General features: G+C 69.6%; 14 protein-coding genes. 9 read left to right on the forward strand and 5 right to left on the reverse strand.

Annotated elements, in window-relative coordinates; translation table 11 throughout:
* The first annotated feature begins 68 nt into the window (after positions 1–68).
* Together WME85_RS43840 and WME85_RS43845 are read left to right on the forward strand one after the other, a co-directional pair.
* Positions 69–1343, forward strand: coding sequence for a glycosyltransferase family 4 protein (locus tag WME85_RS43840; RefSeq protein ID WP_437830172.1), 1275 nt, complete (start codon positions 69–71; stop codon positions 1341–1343).
* On the forward strand, positions 1340–2875 hold the full coding sequence (locus WME85_RS43845) for a heparinase II/III domain-containing protein (RefSeq protein ID WP_437830174.1): 1536 nt from the start codon (positions 1340–1342) through the stop codon (positions 2873–2875). The genes WME85_RS43840 and WME85_RS43845 overlap by 4 nt, the downstream gene beginning before the upstream one ends.
* 114 nt (positions 2876–2989) lie before the next feature.
* Here WME85_RS43845 and WME85_RS43850 read toward each other — a convergent pair whose 3' ends face one another.
* From WME85_RS43850 to WME85_RS43870, 5 genes are all read right to left on the reverse strand, one after another.
* Entirely contained in the window at positions 2990–3736 is a 747-nt protein-coding gene (locus tag WME85_RS43850) for a class I SAM-dependent methyltransferase (protein WP_437830176.1), read from the reverse strand.
* Between the two features lie 56 nt (positions 3737–3792).
* Positions 3793–5367 carry a glycosyltransferase family 4 protein gene (locus WME85_RS43855; protein WP_437830177.1) on the reverse strand — a complete coding sequence of 525 codons (1575 nt, stop codon included), beginning with the start codon at positions 5365–5367 and terminating at the stop codon, positions 3793–3795.
* A gap of 142 nt (positions 5368–5509) precedes the next feature.
* Positions 5510–5656: a methyltransferase domain-containing protein gene (locus tag WME85_RS43860; RefSeq protein ID WP_437830178.1), complete on the reverse strand. Its 147-nt coding sequence runs from the start codon at positions 5654–5656 to the stop codon at positions 5510–5512.
* A 274-nt stretch (positions 5657–5930) separates the two neighbouring features.
* Positions 5931–6395: a serine O-acetyltransferase gene (locus WME85_RS43865; protein ID WP_437830179.1), complete on the reverse strand. Its 465-nt coding sequence runs from the start codon at positions 6393–6395 to the stop codon at positions 5931–5933.
* Entirely contained in the window at positions 6392–7498 is a 1107-nt protein-coding gene (locus tag WME85_RS43870; RefSeq protein ID WP_437830180.1) for a glycosyltransferase family 4 protein, read from the reverse strand. Before WME85_RS43870 ends, WME85_RS43865 begins: the two co-directional genes overlap by 4 nt.
* Positions 7499–8066: 568 nt before the next feature.
* On the opposite strand from WME85_RS43870, the gene WME85_RS43875 reads away from it, so the two are divergent.
* The 7 genes from WME85_RS43875 (at position 8067) to WME85_RS43905 (ending at position 13951) form a co-directional block, all read left to right on the forward strand.
* The gene (locus WME85_RS43875; protein ID WP_437830181.1) at positions 8067–8687 is read left to right on the forward strand and encodes a MerR family transcriptional regulator; all 621 of its coding nucleotides are present in this window, start codon (positions 8067–8069) and stop codon (positions 8685–8687) included.
* Between the two features lie 17 nt (positions 8688–8704).
* Positions 8705–9922 carry an IscS subfamily cysteine desulfurase gene (locus WME85_RS43880; RefSeq protein WP_437842533.1) on the forward strand — a complete coding sequence of 406 codons (1218 nt, stop codon included), beginning with the start codon at positions 8705–8707 and terminating at the stop codon, positions 9920–9922.
* 72 nt (positions 9923–9994) lie between these two features.
* Positions 9995–10459: a Fe-S cluster assembly scaffold IscU gene (gene iscU / locus WME85_RS43885; protein ID WP_437830182.1), complete on the forward strand. Its 465-nt coding sequence runs from the start codon at positions 9995–9997 to the stop codon at positions 10457–10459.
* A gap of 61 nt (positions 10460–10520) precedes the next feature.
* Positions 10521–11006 carry a HesB/IscA family protein gene (locus tag WME85_RS43890; RefSeq protein ID WP_437830184.1) on the forward strand — a complete coding sequence of 162 codons (486 nt, stop codon included), beginning with the start codon at positions 10521–10523 and terminating at the stop codon, positions 11004–11006.
* A 55-nt stretch (positions 11007–11061) separates the two neighbouring features.
* The gene (gene hscB, locus WME85_RS43895) at positions 11062–11598 is read left to right on the forward strand and encodes a Fe-S protein assembly co-chaperone HscB (protein ID WP_437830186.1); all 537 of its coding nucleotides are present in this window, start codon (positions 11062–11064) and stop codon (positions 11596–11598) included.
* Complete coding sequence (gene hscA / locus WME85_RS43900; RefSeq protein WP_437830187.1) at positions 11595–13595, forward strand: Fe-S protein assembly chaperone HscA; 2001 nt, start codon at positions 11595–11597, stop codon at positions 13593–13595. The genes hscB and hscA overlap by 4 nt, the downstream gene beginning before the upstream one ends.
* A complete protein-coding gene (locus WME85_RS43905) occupies positions 13595–13951 on the forward strand; it encodes a 2Fe-2S iron-sulfur cluster-binding protein (protein WP_437830188.1) in 357 nt (118 codons plus the stop codon). Before hscA ends, WME85_RS43905 begins: the two co-directional genes overlap by 1 nt.
* Positions 13952–13985 lie beyond the last annotated feature (34 nt).

Raw genomic sequence — 13985 nt, forward strand, 5'->3', positions numbered from 1 at the left:
AGTTGACGTCGAGCACGCGAGCCAGCCATTCTCCCGGCGCGATCGATCCCTCGCGATCCACGCGGCCCATGCGCATCCTCTACGTCTCTCCCTATTTCCCCCCCGAGCCAGGGGCTCCCGCCGCGCGCGTTTCGGAGCTCTCCCGCGCCTGGCGACGCGCTGGACACGAGGTCACCGTCCTCACGGGCATGCCGAACCACCCGACGGGGGTCATCCCGCCCGAGTACCGGGGTCGGCTCCGCATTGAAGAGGACTTTCACGGGGTACGGGTCCTCCGCACCTGGATCTACGCCGCCGCCAACCGGGGCAAGGTGCGTCGCTCGCTCGCGTACGGGTCGTTCGCCCTCTCCACGCTCACGCTCGCGCAGCGCGAGTTGCCGCGAGCCGACGTGCTCATCGCGACGAGCCCGCAGTTCCTCACGGCGGTGGCCGGCTACGGTGTCGCGAAGCTCCGCGGGCTGCCGTTCGTGTTCGAGGTGCGCGATCTCTGGCCCGAGTCGATCGTGGCGGTGGGCGCGCTGCCCGAGGAGCATCCGGTGGTGCGAGGTCTCACGGTCGTCGAAGAGCACCTCTACCGTGCGGCCGATGAGATCGTCGTCGTCACGCGGAGCTTCCGCGAGCGGCTCGTGGCGCGGGGCGTGCCCGCCGACAAGATCGACATCATCCGCAACGGCGTCGACCTCGGCCGTTTCACGCCGTCCTCGCGCGCCACGCCGCTGCGCGCGGAGCTCGGCTTCGGGGATCGCCTCGTGGTGGCCTACGTCGGCACGCACGGGATGGCGCACGGCCTCTCCGCGGTGCTCGACGTGGCGCACGGGCTCCGCGATCGCGAGGACATCCGCTTCTTGTTCGTCGGCGACGGGGCAGAGCGGGCGAGCCTGCAGGCGCGCGCGCGGGAGCTCGGGCTCTCCGGCGTGACATTCCTCGGCGCGCGCCCGCGCGACGCGATGAACGAGGTGTACGCCACCGCCGACATCTGCCTCGTTCCCTTGCGCAAGACCGAGCTCTTTCAGACCGTCATCCCGTCCAAGATCTTCGAGATCCTCGCCATGGAACGGCCGATCGTGATCTCGGTCGACGGCGAGGCGCGGTCGATCGTCGAAGAGGCGCAGGCCGGCCTGTTCGCTCCCCCCGAGGACGTGGCGGCCATGACGCGCGCGATCCTCGAGCTCGCCGCCGATCCGGACCGGCGGAGGCGCATGGGGGAGGCAGGGCGGGCGTATGTGACGCGCTCGTTCGACCGCGACACGCTCGCGTGTGACTACGCCGAGGTGCTGGAGCGCGTGGTGCGCCGCGCGGGGGCCCGCGGGGAACGCGGGGAACGCGGGGAACGCGCGAGATGAACCTGCCGCGGGTCGCGCGCACGCTGGCGCAGCTTCACCCGGTGCAGGTGCTCGCCCGCCCCGTCGCCCTGGGTGGGCGCGCGCTCGGTCGAGGTCCGACGGCGGCGCTCGCTCCGCCCCTCCGGTCCGGCTTCGCCCCGCCGAACGCGCCGTTCGTGGCCTTCGCCGAGTCAGAGCGGGTGCGCGGGCGCGCGCGCCTGGCCGCCATTCCCGAGGGCTCGCTCCTCCACGCGTACGAGCGCGCCTACGGCTACGAGCTCGGGGCCGACCCGACCGTCCCTGTCCCGAGCGCGTGGGAGGGCCCGGTCGCGTCGCACCCGTTTCCCGCCTCGGTGCGTGCCCGCAGGCTCGCGGTGGCGGCGCGCCTCGGCCGCCCAGGGCTCTCGGCCGAGCTGGCGCGCGCATGTCGGGCCGTCGCGCTCGGGCTCGAGCTGCACCTCCTGGCCAACCACCTCCTCGAGAACGCGATCGGGCTCGTGTGCGGCGGCGCGGTGGCGCGCGGCCTCGAGGCCGAGGCCTGGTGGCGGCTCGGCTCGAGGCTCCTGTCCTGGCAGCTCCCGGAGCAGTTCCTCGATGATGGCGGGCATTTCGAGCTCTCCGCCTCGTACCACCTCGCGCTGACCGCCGGGCTGCTCGAGGCCATCGAGATCTCGCAGGCGGCGGGGCGCGAGGTGCCCGAGCTCTGGCGGGTCACGGCACAGAAGGCCCTTGCCTGGGCCGCCGCCGTCCGCGCCCCGGACGGGACCTACCCCCTCTTCAACGATGCTGCCCTCGACTCCGCGCCCGAGCTCGACAGCGTCCTCGCCCTCGGCGCCGCGCTCGGCCTCCACAGCGCCGCCGGAGCGCGCGGCGCACCGCCGGACGACGAGCCGGCCCTCCTGCACCTCGCCGCGACCGGCTGGGTGATCCTCCGGTTCGGCGAGCGCGCCTGGCTCGCGTTCGACGCGGGGATGGATGGCGCCGCGTACCAGCCCGGGCACGTGCACGCAGACGCGCTCACGTTCGAGCTATGGCTCGAGGGCGAGCGCGCTGTCGTCGATCACGGCGTGTCCAGCTACATCGCGGACCGGGACCGGGAGGAGACCCGGGCCACGCGCGCGCACAACACGGTCGAGCTCGGCGGCGCGGACTCGAGCGAGGTGTGGAGCGCCTTCCGCGTGGGCCGCCGGGCTCGTGCCCACGTGCGCAGGATCGACCGTGCTCCCTCGCGCCTCGCGGTGGAGGCCGAGCACGACGGGTACCGCTTCCTCCCGGGAGCCCCCGTACACCGACGAGAGCTCGAGCTCTCCGAGCGGGAGCTCGTGATCCGCGACGAGATCGTCGGGGGCACGACGAGCGCCTGCTCGCGGCTTCGCCTCGACGAGGCGGCGCTGCAGCGCCGGTCGATCGCGCTCGAGGGCGTTCAGCTCACGCCGGAGCGGAGCCCGGGGGTCTGGTATCCCTGCTTCCGGCAGCCGCGCGCGGCGGTCGTGTTCTCCGGTCGTGGCGAGGTGCAAGACGGCTGGCGCGGCGGCTTTCGCCTCCGGTGGTAGCCGCGTGTCGCGCCGACGCGCCGGCCGGCCGAGCGCGCCCAGCGCGACGAGGACCAGGCGCGCGCAGGAGCGCCTCGGCGCCCCGCAGCGCCTCGGCCAAGCGCTCCGGCGCCCCTACTCGCGAACGAGGCTGCCGGTGAGCGTGATGCGGAACGGAGCGAGCGCCTCGACCTTGTCGAGCATCAGGTGCACCGCCATGAGCGCCTGGTGGAGCCCCGGGAAGAGCACCGTGTAGGACGGGTGGTCCACCCCGGTATGGAGCTTGTCCACGCGGAAGCCCGTCTCCTTGGCGATGCGCTCCACGGTCCAGATGGTGTTCATGCGGAAGTAGGTCGGGTACGGCTTGGCGTTCCTGCTGCCCGACGAGGCGCGCAACAGGCCCATGTAGAACGTGTGAAACCAGTGCGGCGTCAGGTGCGTCGCGATCCCTGAATACGAGAGCAGGTTCGGCGCCGTGAACACGAATCGTCCCCCCGGGCGCAGCAGCCGGTGCGCCTCGCGCAGCACCGCCTCGGGCTTCTCGAGGTGCTCCAGCAGGTGATCCGCGGCGATGACGTCCGCGCACCCGTCCGGCAGCGGGATCGACTCGCCGTATGCGCAGATATGCTGCTGCGCCGGGTTGCGCGCGAGCGCCTCCTCGTCCGGGTCGACCGCGTAGATGGTCTTGCCGTCGAGCGGCACCGTCGCGACCTTGCCGAACCACAGGGGCCCGCAGCCGAGGTGGATGATGTCCTTCGCCGGTGCGACCGCCTCGTCCACGACGCCCTGGTAGACCTTCCAGTAATGCGGGTGGTCGCTGAAGCGGTAATACCACTCGTTTGACTTCTTGTTGAAACCAACGATCCGGCGGGCAAGTTCCACGATGTCTCCTCGGTCACGTCCAGCGGCGCGAGCGCGTCAGCTGCGGGATGAAGGCTTCACACCACCGAGAGGCGCCCCTGGGAGCGCCGCTCGAGCGTGAAGGTCGACGGCCGGCGTAGCAGCATGCGCTCGGCGGAGTCCACGATGAGCTGCAGCAGCATCTCCGCCTGCGGATTGACCGAGCACTCCTCGCTGTCCCAGCGGAAGCGCAGCTCGACGTTCTCGCCCCCGAGCTGGATCGTGAACGCCGCGGCCACCGACTCGCGGATCTGCTGCGGCGTCGCCGCCTCCTGCGTCCAGCTCCACGACTTCACGCGCGCGCTGCCGTTGGCGCCCGCGGAGGTCACCTCCAGGGCGATGAGCTTCGCCTCCGGCGCGAAGCGCTCGAGGACGGCGCGCAGCTTCTCCGACCCGCTCGCGGTCTCGATCTCGAGCAGCGCGCGCGGCACGGCGCGGCGCAGCGCCTCCACGGTGGCCTCACGCGCGCGCCGGGCGTCCTTCGGCTTCGCCCCGAGCGACGGGAAGGAGCCCACCGCGCGCACCACGATGAAGAGCACCACGCTGCAGGCCACGAGCGCGAAGCCGATCTCGTGCGAGCGGCCGACATAGGCGACCAGCGCGACCACGGTGAACAGGAGGCTGAGCCCGTACAGGATCAGCACCGCGCTGCGATGCGAGTGGCCTTTGTCGAGCAGCTTGTGGTGGATGTGCGAGCGATCGGCGGCGAAGATCGGCCGGCGGGCGACGAAGCGCCGGACCATCGCCGAGATCATGTCGAAGATCGGCAGGCCGAGCGCGAGCAGCGGCACGAGGACCGCGAGCGCGGTGCCGCCCTTGTGCGTGCCCACGCCGAAGAGAGGGATCGCGGCGAGCATGAACCCGAGGAACATGCTCCCGGTGTCGCCCATGAAGATCGTCGCAGGGTGGAAGTTGTGGAACAGGAACCCCACGATCGCGCCGGCGAGCGTCGCCGCGAGCAGGCAGATCACCAGGTTGCCCGGGTAGTCGCCGAGGTATGCGGTGATGAAATTGGCGACGCAGGCGAAGAAGCCCACGCCCGCCGCGAGCCCGTCGAGCCCGTCGATCAGGTTGACCGCGTTGATGATCGCGACGAACCACGGGATCGTGACCAGGAAGGAGAGCGGATAAAAGGACACGTGCCCGAAGTACGGCAGCGTCACGCACTCGAGGCGGAGCCCGCAGGCCCAGGCGATCGACGCGGCGAGGATCTGTGCAAACAGCTTGTGCCGCGCGCGCATACCCTTCGTGTCGTCCCACGCGCCTGCCGCCGCGATCGTCAGGCCGCCGGCCAGCAGCCCCACCACCAGCGAGTGCTGCGAGAACCACATCAGCCCGATCTGCGTACCCATCGCGACCAGGATGAACAGCGGGAGCACGAAGCCGGCCACGATCGCGAGGCCGCCGAGGCGCGGGATACGCCGCGTGTGTACGCGCCGTGCGGTCGGCTCGTCCACCGCGCCCACCGTCACCGCCAGACGGCGCACGAGTGGCGTCGCCGCCCACGAGAACACCAGCGCAAGAATAACCGCCGTGAGCGTACTTACCATCGCTCGCACTTCCTCCTCTGGGGATCCCGCACCCTGGCTAAGGTGCGGCGCGGCGCGCGACATTCATAGCTCGTCATCATGCCGGACAGCCCGTCGTTGATGCCGTCCCTACTACTCCAAGTCGGCGCACCGGACAACCCGAGGGCAAGCCAGCGACGTGGCCGGCAAATCGAGCATGTCGCCACCGCTCGCCCTATTTGTACAGTTATACTGTATAATTATTCTGAAATTGTGAGCGTTGGACCTCGGTGATGATTGGCCCGCCGGGTCTCAGGTAGCGTGCGCACGCCCGCAGGCAGCCGGCCGTGTCCTCGAAGTGCTCGACCACGCCGGGCGACACCACCGCGTCCATCGCCCCGACGAAGCGCTCCGGCGGCTGGACTGTCTCCGGCCGACGATGCCACTTCGCTCATCACAACAACATCCTCATGGGGGCCAGTCCGCCGGCGAGCGCGCTCACCCGGACGGAAACAAATCATGCTTTCCCGGCTCGGTCCAGGACAAATCTGCCCCGATGACGCCGCGCCGCACCTCATCTGTGCGGGCTCGTCAGCAAGCGTAAGGCGTGCCCTGCACACGCGAAGGATACTCCCTATAACGCCGTCGGGGCGCGCTGGCCGCCCGGATCAGGTGTTCGGGTCATCCAGCTCGTAGTATTTGAGCGCCCTGTCGGACGCGATGATCCTGAAGGGATTGCCGACGACGACGGAGTTGGAGGGCACGTCCTTGTTCACGACGCTGTTGGCGCCGATGATCACGTTGTCTCCGATGGTGATGTCGCCGAACACGGCGCTCCCCGCCCCGACGTAGACGTCGTTGCCCAGCCGCGGGACCCCCTGGCTGCCGAAGTTCCTCCCTATCGTGACGTTCTGGCTGACAAGGCAGTTGGCGCCGATCACCGTGCGGGCATGGATCACCACCCCGAGCCCCCAGTAACCCAGCTTGAAATTCGCCCCGATCGTGGCCGATGAAGGGATGAATACGGAGAACAGGAACCTGTTCAGCCAGGTGATGAGCGTGGCGACGAAGGGCAGCTTGTTCCGGTAGAAGAAGTTGCCTATCCGGTAGAGCAGCACAGCAGGGTTCTTCATAGCGCCGACAGGAGCGACCTGAACTTGGTGATGGCGTCCTCCAGCCGGTTGGACTGCCGTACCCGCTCGACCGAGCGCCGCGAGAACTCCTGCAGCAGCGAGGGCTCGCGGAGCACCGCCTGGACCGCCTGCGCGATCTGGTCCGGGCTGCCCACGTCCACCAAGAAGCCGTTCTTTCCGGAGGCGATGAGGTCGTTCACGGCGCCCACCCTGCTGGACACGACCGGGACGCCCAGGGCCATCACCTCGAGCAGCGCGTTCGGGAACCCCTCGCTGTGCGACGTGAACAGGCATAGATCGAACGACGAGATCACGGTCCGCTTGTCGGCGGAGAGCCAGCCCACGTACTCGGTGTTCGTGAGCTGGTTCTCGGAGATGAACCGCTTCACATTATCGCGCTCGCTCCCGTCCCCGTATATCTTGGCCTCGACCCAGGCATTCTCGCGCTGCAAGAGGCGCATGGCCTCGAGGAAGTCGTAGATCCCCTTCCTCTTCTCGATGCGGTTGAAATAAAGCAGCCGCAGCGGCCTGTCCATGACCTGAGGATAGACCTTCTGCCCCCCCTCGCTGAAGGAGGAGTCAGGGAGCCAGTTCTCTATGACGACGAGCTTGTCCTGGTTCACTTCGGGCACGAGGCGCAAGAAGAAGCTGCGCCAGTAGTCGCTCTGGCATATCACCGCGTCGCAGGAGCTCACGACCGCGGTCAGATAGGATCTGTACAGCTTGCTCCTGGCGACATCATCCATGATGGGCCCCGAGCGGGGGAAGATGACGACCTTCTTGCCGAGCAGCTTGCCCAGCAGCCCGATGGAACCCTTCTCGACGAAGCTCAACCCCGAGCTCGAGAAGAGCAGGACGGCGTCCACGTCCGAGAGCGTCAGCTCCCTGACGCACCGGAACACCCTCAGCGCGATCTTGTGAAGCCTGAGGAACACCGACGGCACGCGGATGGAGTCGAGGGTGGAGTCGACAAGCAGAAAATCAAAATGATCTTTGAGATCGCTCTCGATCAGAGAACGACAAGCAAAGTACTGCCCGCCTATCCTCCCGTCAGCCGGGGGATTGAACGAGCCGACGAAGAGGATTCGTTTCTTGTCTGCCATCTGATCTCTATCGTTTCAGCAGCGAGAACATACCTAGGCGGCTCTGTTTAGCAAGCCGGCGGCTTGATCACCACCGCTGCGCGCTCCCACACCGCACACCGCACACCCCCCGATCTTCCGCGCACCACGACGTCGGAGCGCATGCGGAATGAGGGGCCGGCGCCATCGACGCCTGCGAGGGAGCGCGCGCTCCCGGTAAAGCAGAGCTCGCTCCGGCAGCCTCCCGGGCGCCTGCGCCGCGGCACATGACGGCTACACGGCGCCGCACCGCTGAGTCCGCTACAGCACCCGGCTACAGCACCCGACAGACGGCGGCCGGAACGAGGCAGCTAGCCAGGATCAACGCGATGCGTTATGGTCTACCCGGCCGCTCTCCCGTTCCCGAGCAGCCCTGCGCTCGCCTGCCGCTCCCGCTCCGGGAGGGGGTCTCCAGGATGTCGAATGGCGTCTGATTCCGCCTCTTTGCGCGGTGTCACGAAGACTCCCGTACAACCCGGTTGACAGGGTTGGCGCCGCGCCCTACAAGGTCGGCAACCCTCACGCATACGTAAGGGTCAGGGTTCCCCAGATGACGACCCGGCACCACCTTCCTGTCGCCCACGAGCAAAGCATCGGCGGGCCCTTCGCGTCCAGCACGTCCCGAGCGGACGCACGCGCGGAGGTCCCCGACGGCATCGACGGGGAGGAAGAGCGTCTACTCCAGGTAGGGGACATCGCCAAGGCGACCGGGAAGACGGTGCGGGCCATCCACCACTATGAGGAAGTCGGCCTGCTCAGGCCGCACGCCCGCTCCAAGGGACGCTACCGGCTGTACGACAACGCCGCCCTCACCCGGGTCCGATGGATCGGCAAGCTTCACGACCTCGGCCTGTCGCTGAGCCAGATCCAGCAGATCGTCTCGACCTGGGAGTCCTCGTCGTCAGCCCCTGGCGCGATGTCGCGGATCCGAGGCGTCTACCAGCAGAAGCTCGAGGAGGTGCGAGAGCAGATCGCGCACCTGGAGACCCTGGAGCACGAGCTCATCGCGAGCCTCGCCTACCTCGACACATGCGAGACGTGCGACCCGGCAGAGCTCGTGGCCGCATGTACCCACTGTAACCTTCACGACAAGAGCCAGGCCGAGCCTGAGCTCGTCGCCGGGATCCGAGGCGGCAACGGGCACTGCCGCCAGGGCTCGAATCAACGCTGAGCGAGAACACCATGGGCATCCAGCTTCCGATCTACATGGACTATCACGCGACGACGCCGGTCGATCAGCGTGTGCTTGACGCCATGCTGCCGTATTTCAACGGCAAGTTCGGCAACGCCGCCAGCCGGAGCCACGTCTTCGGCTGGACGGCCGAGGAGGCCGTCGGCCACGCTCGCGAGACGCTCGCCAGGTTCATCGGCGCGTCGAACCCGAAGGAGATCGTCTTCACCTCGGGCGCAACCGAGAGCGACAACATCGCCATCAAGGGGGTCGCCGAGTTCTACAGGGACAAGGGCAACCACATCATCACGAGCGTCATCGAGCACAAGGCGGTGCTCGACACCTGCAAGCGGCTCGAGAAGCAGGGCTACGAGGTCACCTACCTCAAGGTCGACAAGTACGGGATGGTCGACCCGGACGACGTCGCCAGGGCGATCACCGACAAGACGATCCTCGTCTCGATCATGCTCGCCAACAACGAGGTCGGCACGATCCAGCCCATCGCCGAGATCGGCAAGATCACGAAGTCGAAGGGCATCCTCCTCCACACCGACGCGGTGCAGGGGGTCGGCAAGATCCCGTTCAACGTCGAGCAGATGGGGGTCGACCTCGCCTCGGTGACGGCCCACAAGATCTACGGCCCGAAGGGCATCGGCTGCCTGTATGTGCGCAGGTCGAAGCCGCGCGTCCGCATCACCGCGCAGATGGACGGCGGCGGCCACGAGTTCGGCATGCGGTCCGGCACCCTCAACGTGCCCGGCATCGTCGGGTTCGCCAAGGCGGCCGAGATCCTCATCCAGGAGGGTGAGGCGGAGTCGGCGCGCATCCTTTCGCTGCGCGAGCGGCTCCGGACCCGGCTCTGGAAGGAGCTCGACGCCATCCAGCTGAACGGCTCGCCCGACCGGCGGCTGCCGGGCAACCTCAACGTGTCGTTCAGCTTCGTCGAGGGCGAAGCGATGATGATGGCGATCAAGGACGTGGCGGTCTCCAGCGGATCGGCGTGCACGAGCGCCAGCCTGGAGCCCTCGTACGTCCTCCACGCGATGGGCATCGGCGACGACCTCGCCCACTCGTCCATCCGCTTCGGGCTCGGGCGCTTCACCACCGAGGAGGAGGTCGACCACGTGGCTGACCTCGTGATCCGCAAGGTGAACAAGCTGCGCGACATGTCGCCGCTCTACGAGATGCACAAAGAGGGGATCGACCTCAACAGCGTGCAGTGGGCGGCCCACTGAGGAGCGGCGCGGGGGGACGCCGATCCGTCAGACCAAGACTCGAGAGAAGAAGGAACGGTCCAGGAGAGAGCCATGGCATATAGCAACAAGGTCATCGAGCACTACGAGAACCCCCAGAACGTCGGGACGCTCGATAAGAACGACGACCACGTCGGCACCGGGCTCGTCGGCGCTCCGGCCTGCGGTGACGTCATGCGCTTGCAGATCAAGGTCGGCGAGGGCGGCGTCATCGAGGACGCGAAGTTCAAGACGTTCGGCTGCGGGTCGGCCATCGCGTCGTCGTCGCTCGCCACCGAGTGGCTGAAGGGCAAGACGATCGACGAGGCGGAGACGATCAAGAACAGCATGATCGCCGAGGAGCTCCACCTGCCGCCGGTGAAGATCCACTGCTCGGTCCTCGCCGAGGACGCGATCAAGAGCGCGATCGCCGACTTCAGGGCCAAGCAGCAGGCGAAGCAGGCGCTCGCCGGCACCGCGCCTGCAAGCGCAGGAAACGCGAGCACCGCCGAGAACACCGCGGCGGCGGACGCGGAGTAGGAGCGCCGGTCCTCCGGTCGGGGTCGGCCCACAGCACCGGAGCCGGAGAAGGAGCAACGCCATGCAGAGCAGCGAGGAGACGACCACGACCACGGCGGCGGACCCCGGGGCCTACCCCGCGCCCGCCGCGACGGCGGACGCCGCGCGCGCGCACGCACACGACGAGCGGGCGCCGGCCGAGGCGGAGGCCAAGGCGAAGCGGACGCTCGCGGTGAGCGACGCCGCGGTCCAGGCCATCCGGGCTCAGCTCGCCAAGCGCGGCACGCCCGAGGGCGCCATCCGGGTCGGGATCCGCGGCGGCGGCTGCTCCGGGTTCTCCTACGTCATCGAGTTCGACGACAAGCCGCCCCGCTCCGGCGACCTCGTCCTGGAGTTCGCGGAGCCGGGCAAGGCCACGGTGCGCGTCCTCTGCGACAAGAAGAGCATCATCTATCTCGGCGGCTCGGTGCTCGACTGGGAGAAGACGCTCATGTACCAGGGCTTCAAGTTCAAGAACCCGCAAGAGGCGACGCGCTGCGGCTGCGGGCACTCGTTCACGGTGGCCTGAGCCCGCCGCCGCTCGCGCCCGCCCTCGCCGCCGAGGCGCCTCTCCCGAGCACGTCATGACCGATCCCTTCGATACCCTGGGCGTCGAGCCCCGGTTTGACCTCGACCTGCGCGCGCTGGAGCAGCGGCACCGCGACCTCTCGCGCGCGCTCCACCCGGACCGCTACGCCGGGGCGCCCGCGGCCGAGCGGCGGCTCGCGCTCGGCCGCGCGATCGAGGCGAACGACGCCCTGCGCGTCCTCAGGGACCCGATCCGGCGGGCCGAGGCGCTGCTCCGGCGCGCGGGGATCGCGCAGGGCGAGGAGGCCGGGCAGAAGGCCTCCCCTGCCCTGCTGATGGAGATGATGGAGTCGCGCGAGGAGCTCTCCGAGGCCGCGAAGCGGGGCGACCGCGCGCGGATCGCGCGCCTCGGCGAGGCGATGCGGGCGCGCGAGCAGGCGAGCCTCGCCGCGATCCAGGCCGCCTTCGCCGTCGCGGCGGGCGACCCGGGGCAGCTGAAGGGCGTGCTCGCCACGCTGAGCGAGCTCCGCTACATCCGGCGCTTCCTCGATGAGGTGAGCGCGCTCGAAGAAGAACTCACGGACCAGAAATGACCCTCCTCGAGATTTTCGACCCCAAGGCCAGGCCCAGCCCGATCGGCATCGATCTCGGGACGACGAACTCGCTCGTCGCCCGCGTGCGCGACGGCCACCCCGTGGTCATCGACGACTGCAACGGCGAGCGCCTCGTGCCGTCGGTGGTCCACTACGACGAGCGCGGCAACGCCGTCGTGGGCCAGAGCGCGCGGCGGCTCGCGCAGGGCAGCCCGCGCGAGACGATCGTCAGCGTGAAGCGCTTCATGGGCCGCGGCGCGAGCGACCCGGAGACGCGGCGGCTCGGGCCGTACGAGTTCGCGGAGCCGAAGGGCCCCGAGGAAGCGAAGAGCGTGCGCTTCAAGGTGCGGGACCGCGTCGTGACGCCCGTCGAGGTGTCGGCGGAGATCTTGAAGGAGCTCCGCACCTCGGCCGAGCGAGAGCTCCGGTCGGTGGGCGGCGCGGTGATCACGGTGCCCGCCTACTTCGACGACGCCCAGCGGCAGGCGACGAAGGACGCCGGCCGGCTGGCCGGGCTCGAGGTGCTGCGCCTGCTCAACGAGCCGACGGCCGCGGCGCTCGCGTACGGGCTCGACAAGCAGCAGAACGGCCTGTTCGTCGTCTACGACCTCGGCGGCGGGACGTTCGACATCACCGTCCTCTTGCTCGACAACGGGGTGTTCCAGGTGAAGTCGACCGGGGGCGACAGCGCGCTCGGCGGCGACGACATGGACCGGGCGCTCGCGGAGCGGCTGCTCGGCGAGATGCGCGCGACCCGGCGCACGCCCGAGGTGGTGCGGCTCGCGCTCGACACCGCCCGCAGCGTCAAGCACGCGCTGACCGACGCGGAGCGGGTCGAGATCGAGCTGCCGGTGCAGGCGGGCGGCGAGGCCGACGCGGGCGGCCCGGCGTCGCGGCTCGTCACCGTCACGCGCGCCGAGCTCAACGCGCTCATCGCGCCGCTCCTGGAGCGCACGGGCGTGGCCTGCCGCCGCGCCCTGCGCGACGCCGGCGTGGAGGCCAGCGAGCTCGACGGCGTGATCCTCGTGGGGGGCGCGACGCGCGTGCCCTACGTGCGCGAGTACGTGGCGAAGCTCTTCGGCAAGGAGCCGCTCAAGGACATCGATCCGGAGGAGGTCGTCGCGCTCGGCGCGGCCATCCAGGCCGACATCCTGGCCGGCTCGATGGACCGCGCGGACGAGGTGCTGCTGCTCGACGTGCTGCCGCTGTCGCTCGGCATCGAGACGATGGGCGGCGTCGCCGAGAAGATCTTGCCGCGGAACACGACGATCCCGGCGGGGGCGCGGCAGGTGTTCACGACCTACGCGGACAACCAGACCGGGTTCGACCTGCACATCGTGCAGGGAGAGCGGGAGCTCGCGGCCGACTGCCGGTCGCTCGCGCGCTTCGTGCTGAAGGGGATCCCGCCGATGCCCGCGGGCATGGCGCGGCTCGAGGTGACGTTCCGCGTCGACGCGGACGGCCTGCTCGGCGTGACCGCGCGCGAGCTGACGACCGGGGTCGAGCAGAAGGTCGAGGTCAAGCCGAGCTACGGGCTGACCGACGAGGAGGTGGAGAACATGCTCCTCGCGGCGCTGGACCACGGCGAGGAGGACCTCATCAGGCGGCGGCTCGTCGAGGCGCGCGTCGAGGGCGAGCGCGTGGCGATGGCGACGCGCAAGGCGCTCTCCGCGGACGCCGACCTGCTCGGGCCAGGCGAGCGCGAGGCGATCGAGGGCGCGCTGAGCGCGCTCGACGCGGCGATCCGCGGGGACAAGCCGGGGCTGATCCAGGCGCGCACGGAGGCGCTCGACGAGGCGACGCGCGCGTGGGCGGGCCGGCGGATGGACCGCGCCGTGGCCAGGGCGATCGCGGGCAAGCAGGTCGAGGACGTCGAGGCGACGGTCGCCGCGGCGAGGGGCGTGGATGCGCACCTGGCCGAGCACGCAGGGAACGCGCCGGCCGAGGCGGGCGGCGCGAGCGCGGCGCCGACCGGCGCCGAAGCGAGGAGGAGCTGATGGCCAAGGTACGCTTTCTGGCGCACGGCCGCGCGTGGGAGACCGAGGTCCCGGTGGGCTCGACCGTCCTCCAGGCCTCGAAGGCCGTGGGCGCCCCGGAGGGTGACGCGTGCGGCGGCGTGTGCGCGTGCTCCACCTGCCACGTCTACGTGACCAAGGGGCGCGAGCTCCTCAGCGAGGCCGAGGAGGACGAGGAGGACATCCTCGACAAGGCGTTCGACGTGCGGTCGATGAGCCGCCTCGGCTGTCAGGCGAAGATCCTGAGAGACGGCGAGATCGAGGCGGAGGTCTCCCGGGAGAGCCTCGACGCGTTCTACAACGAGCACCCGAACGTGAAGGATCCGCGCAAGGGCTGAGCCGCGCGCGCGGCCGAGCTCCAGGCCGGCGGTC

The organism is Sorangium sp. So ce1153, assembly GCF_051521595.1.
Taxonomy (GTDB): domain Bacteria; phylum Myxococcota_A; class Polyangia; order Polyangiales; family Polyangiaceae; genus Sorangium.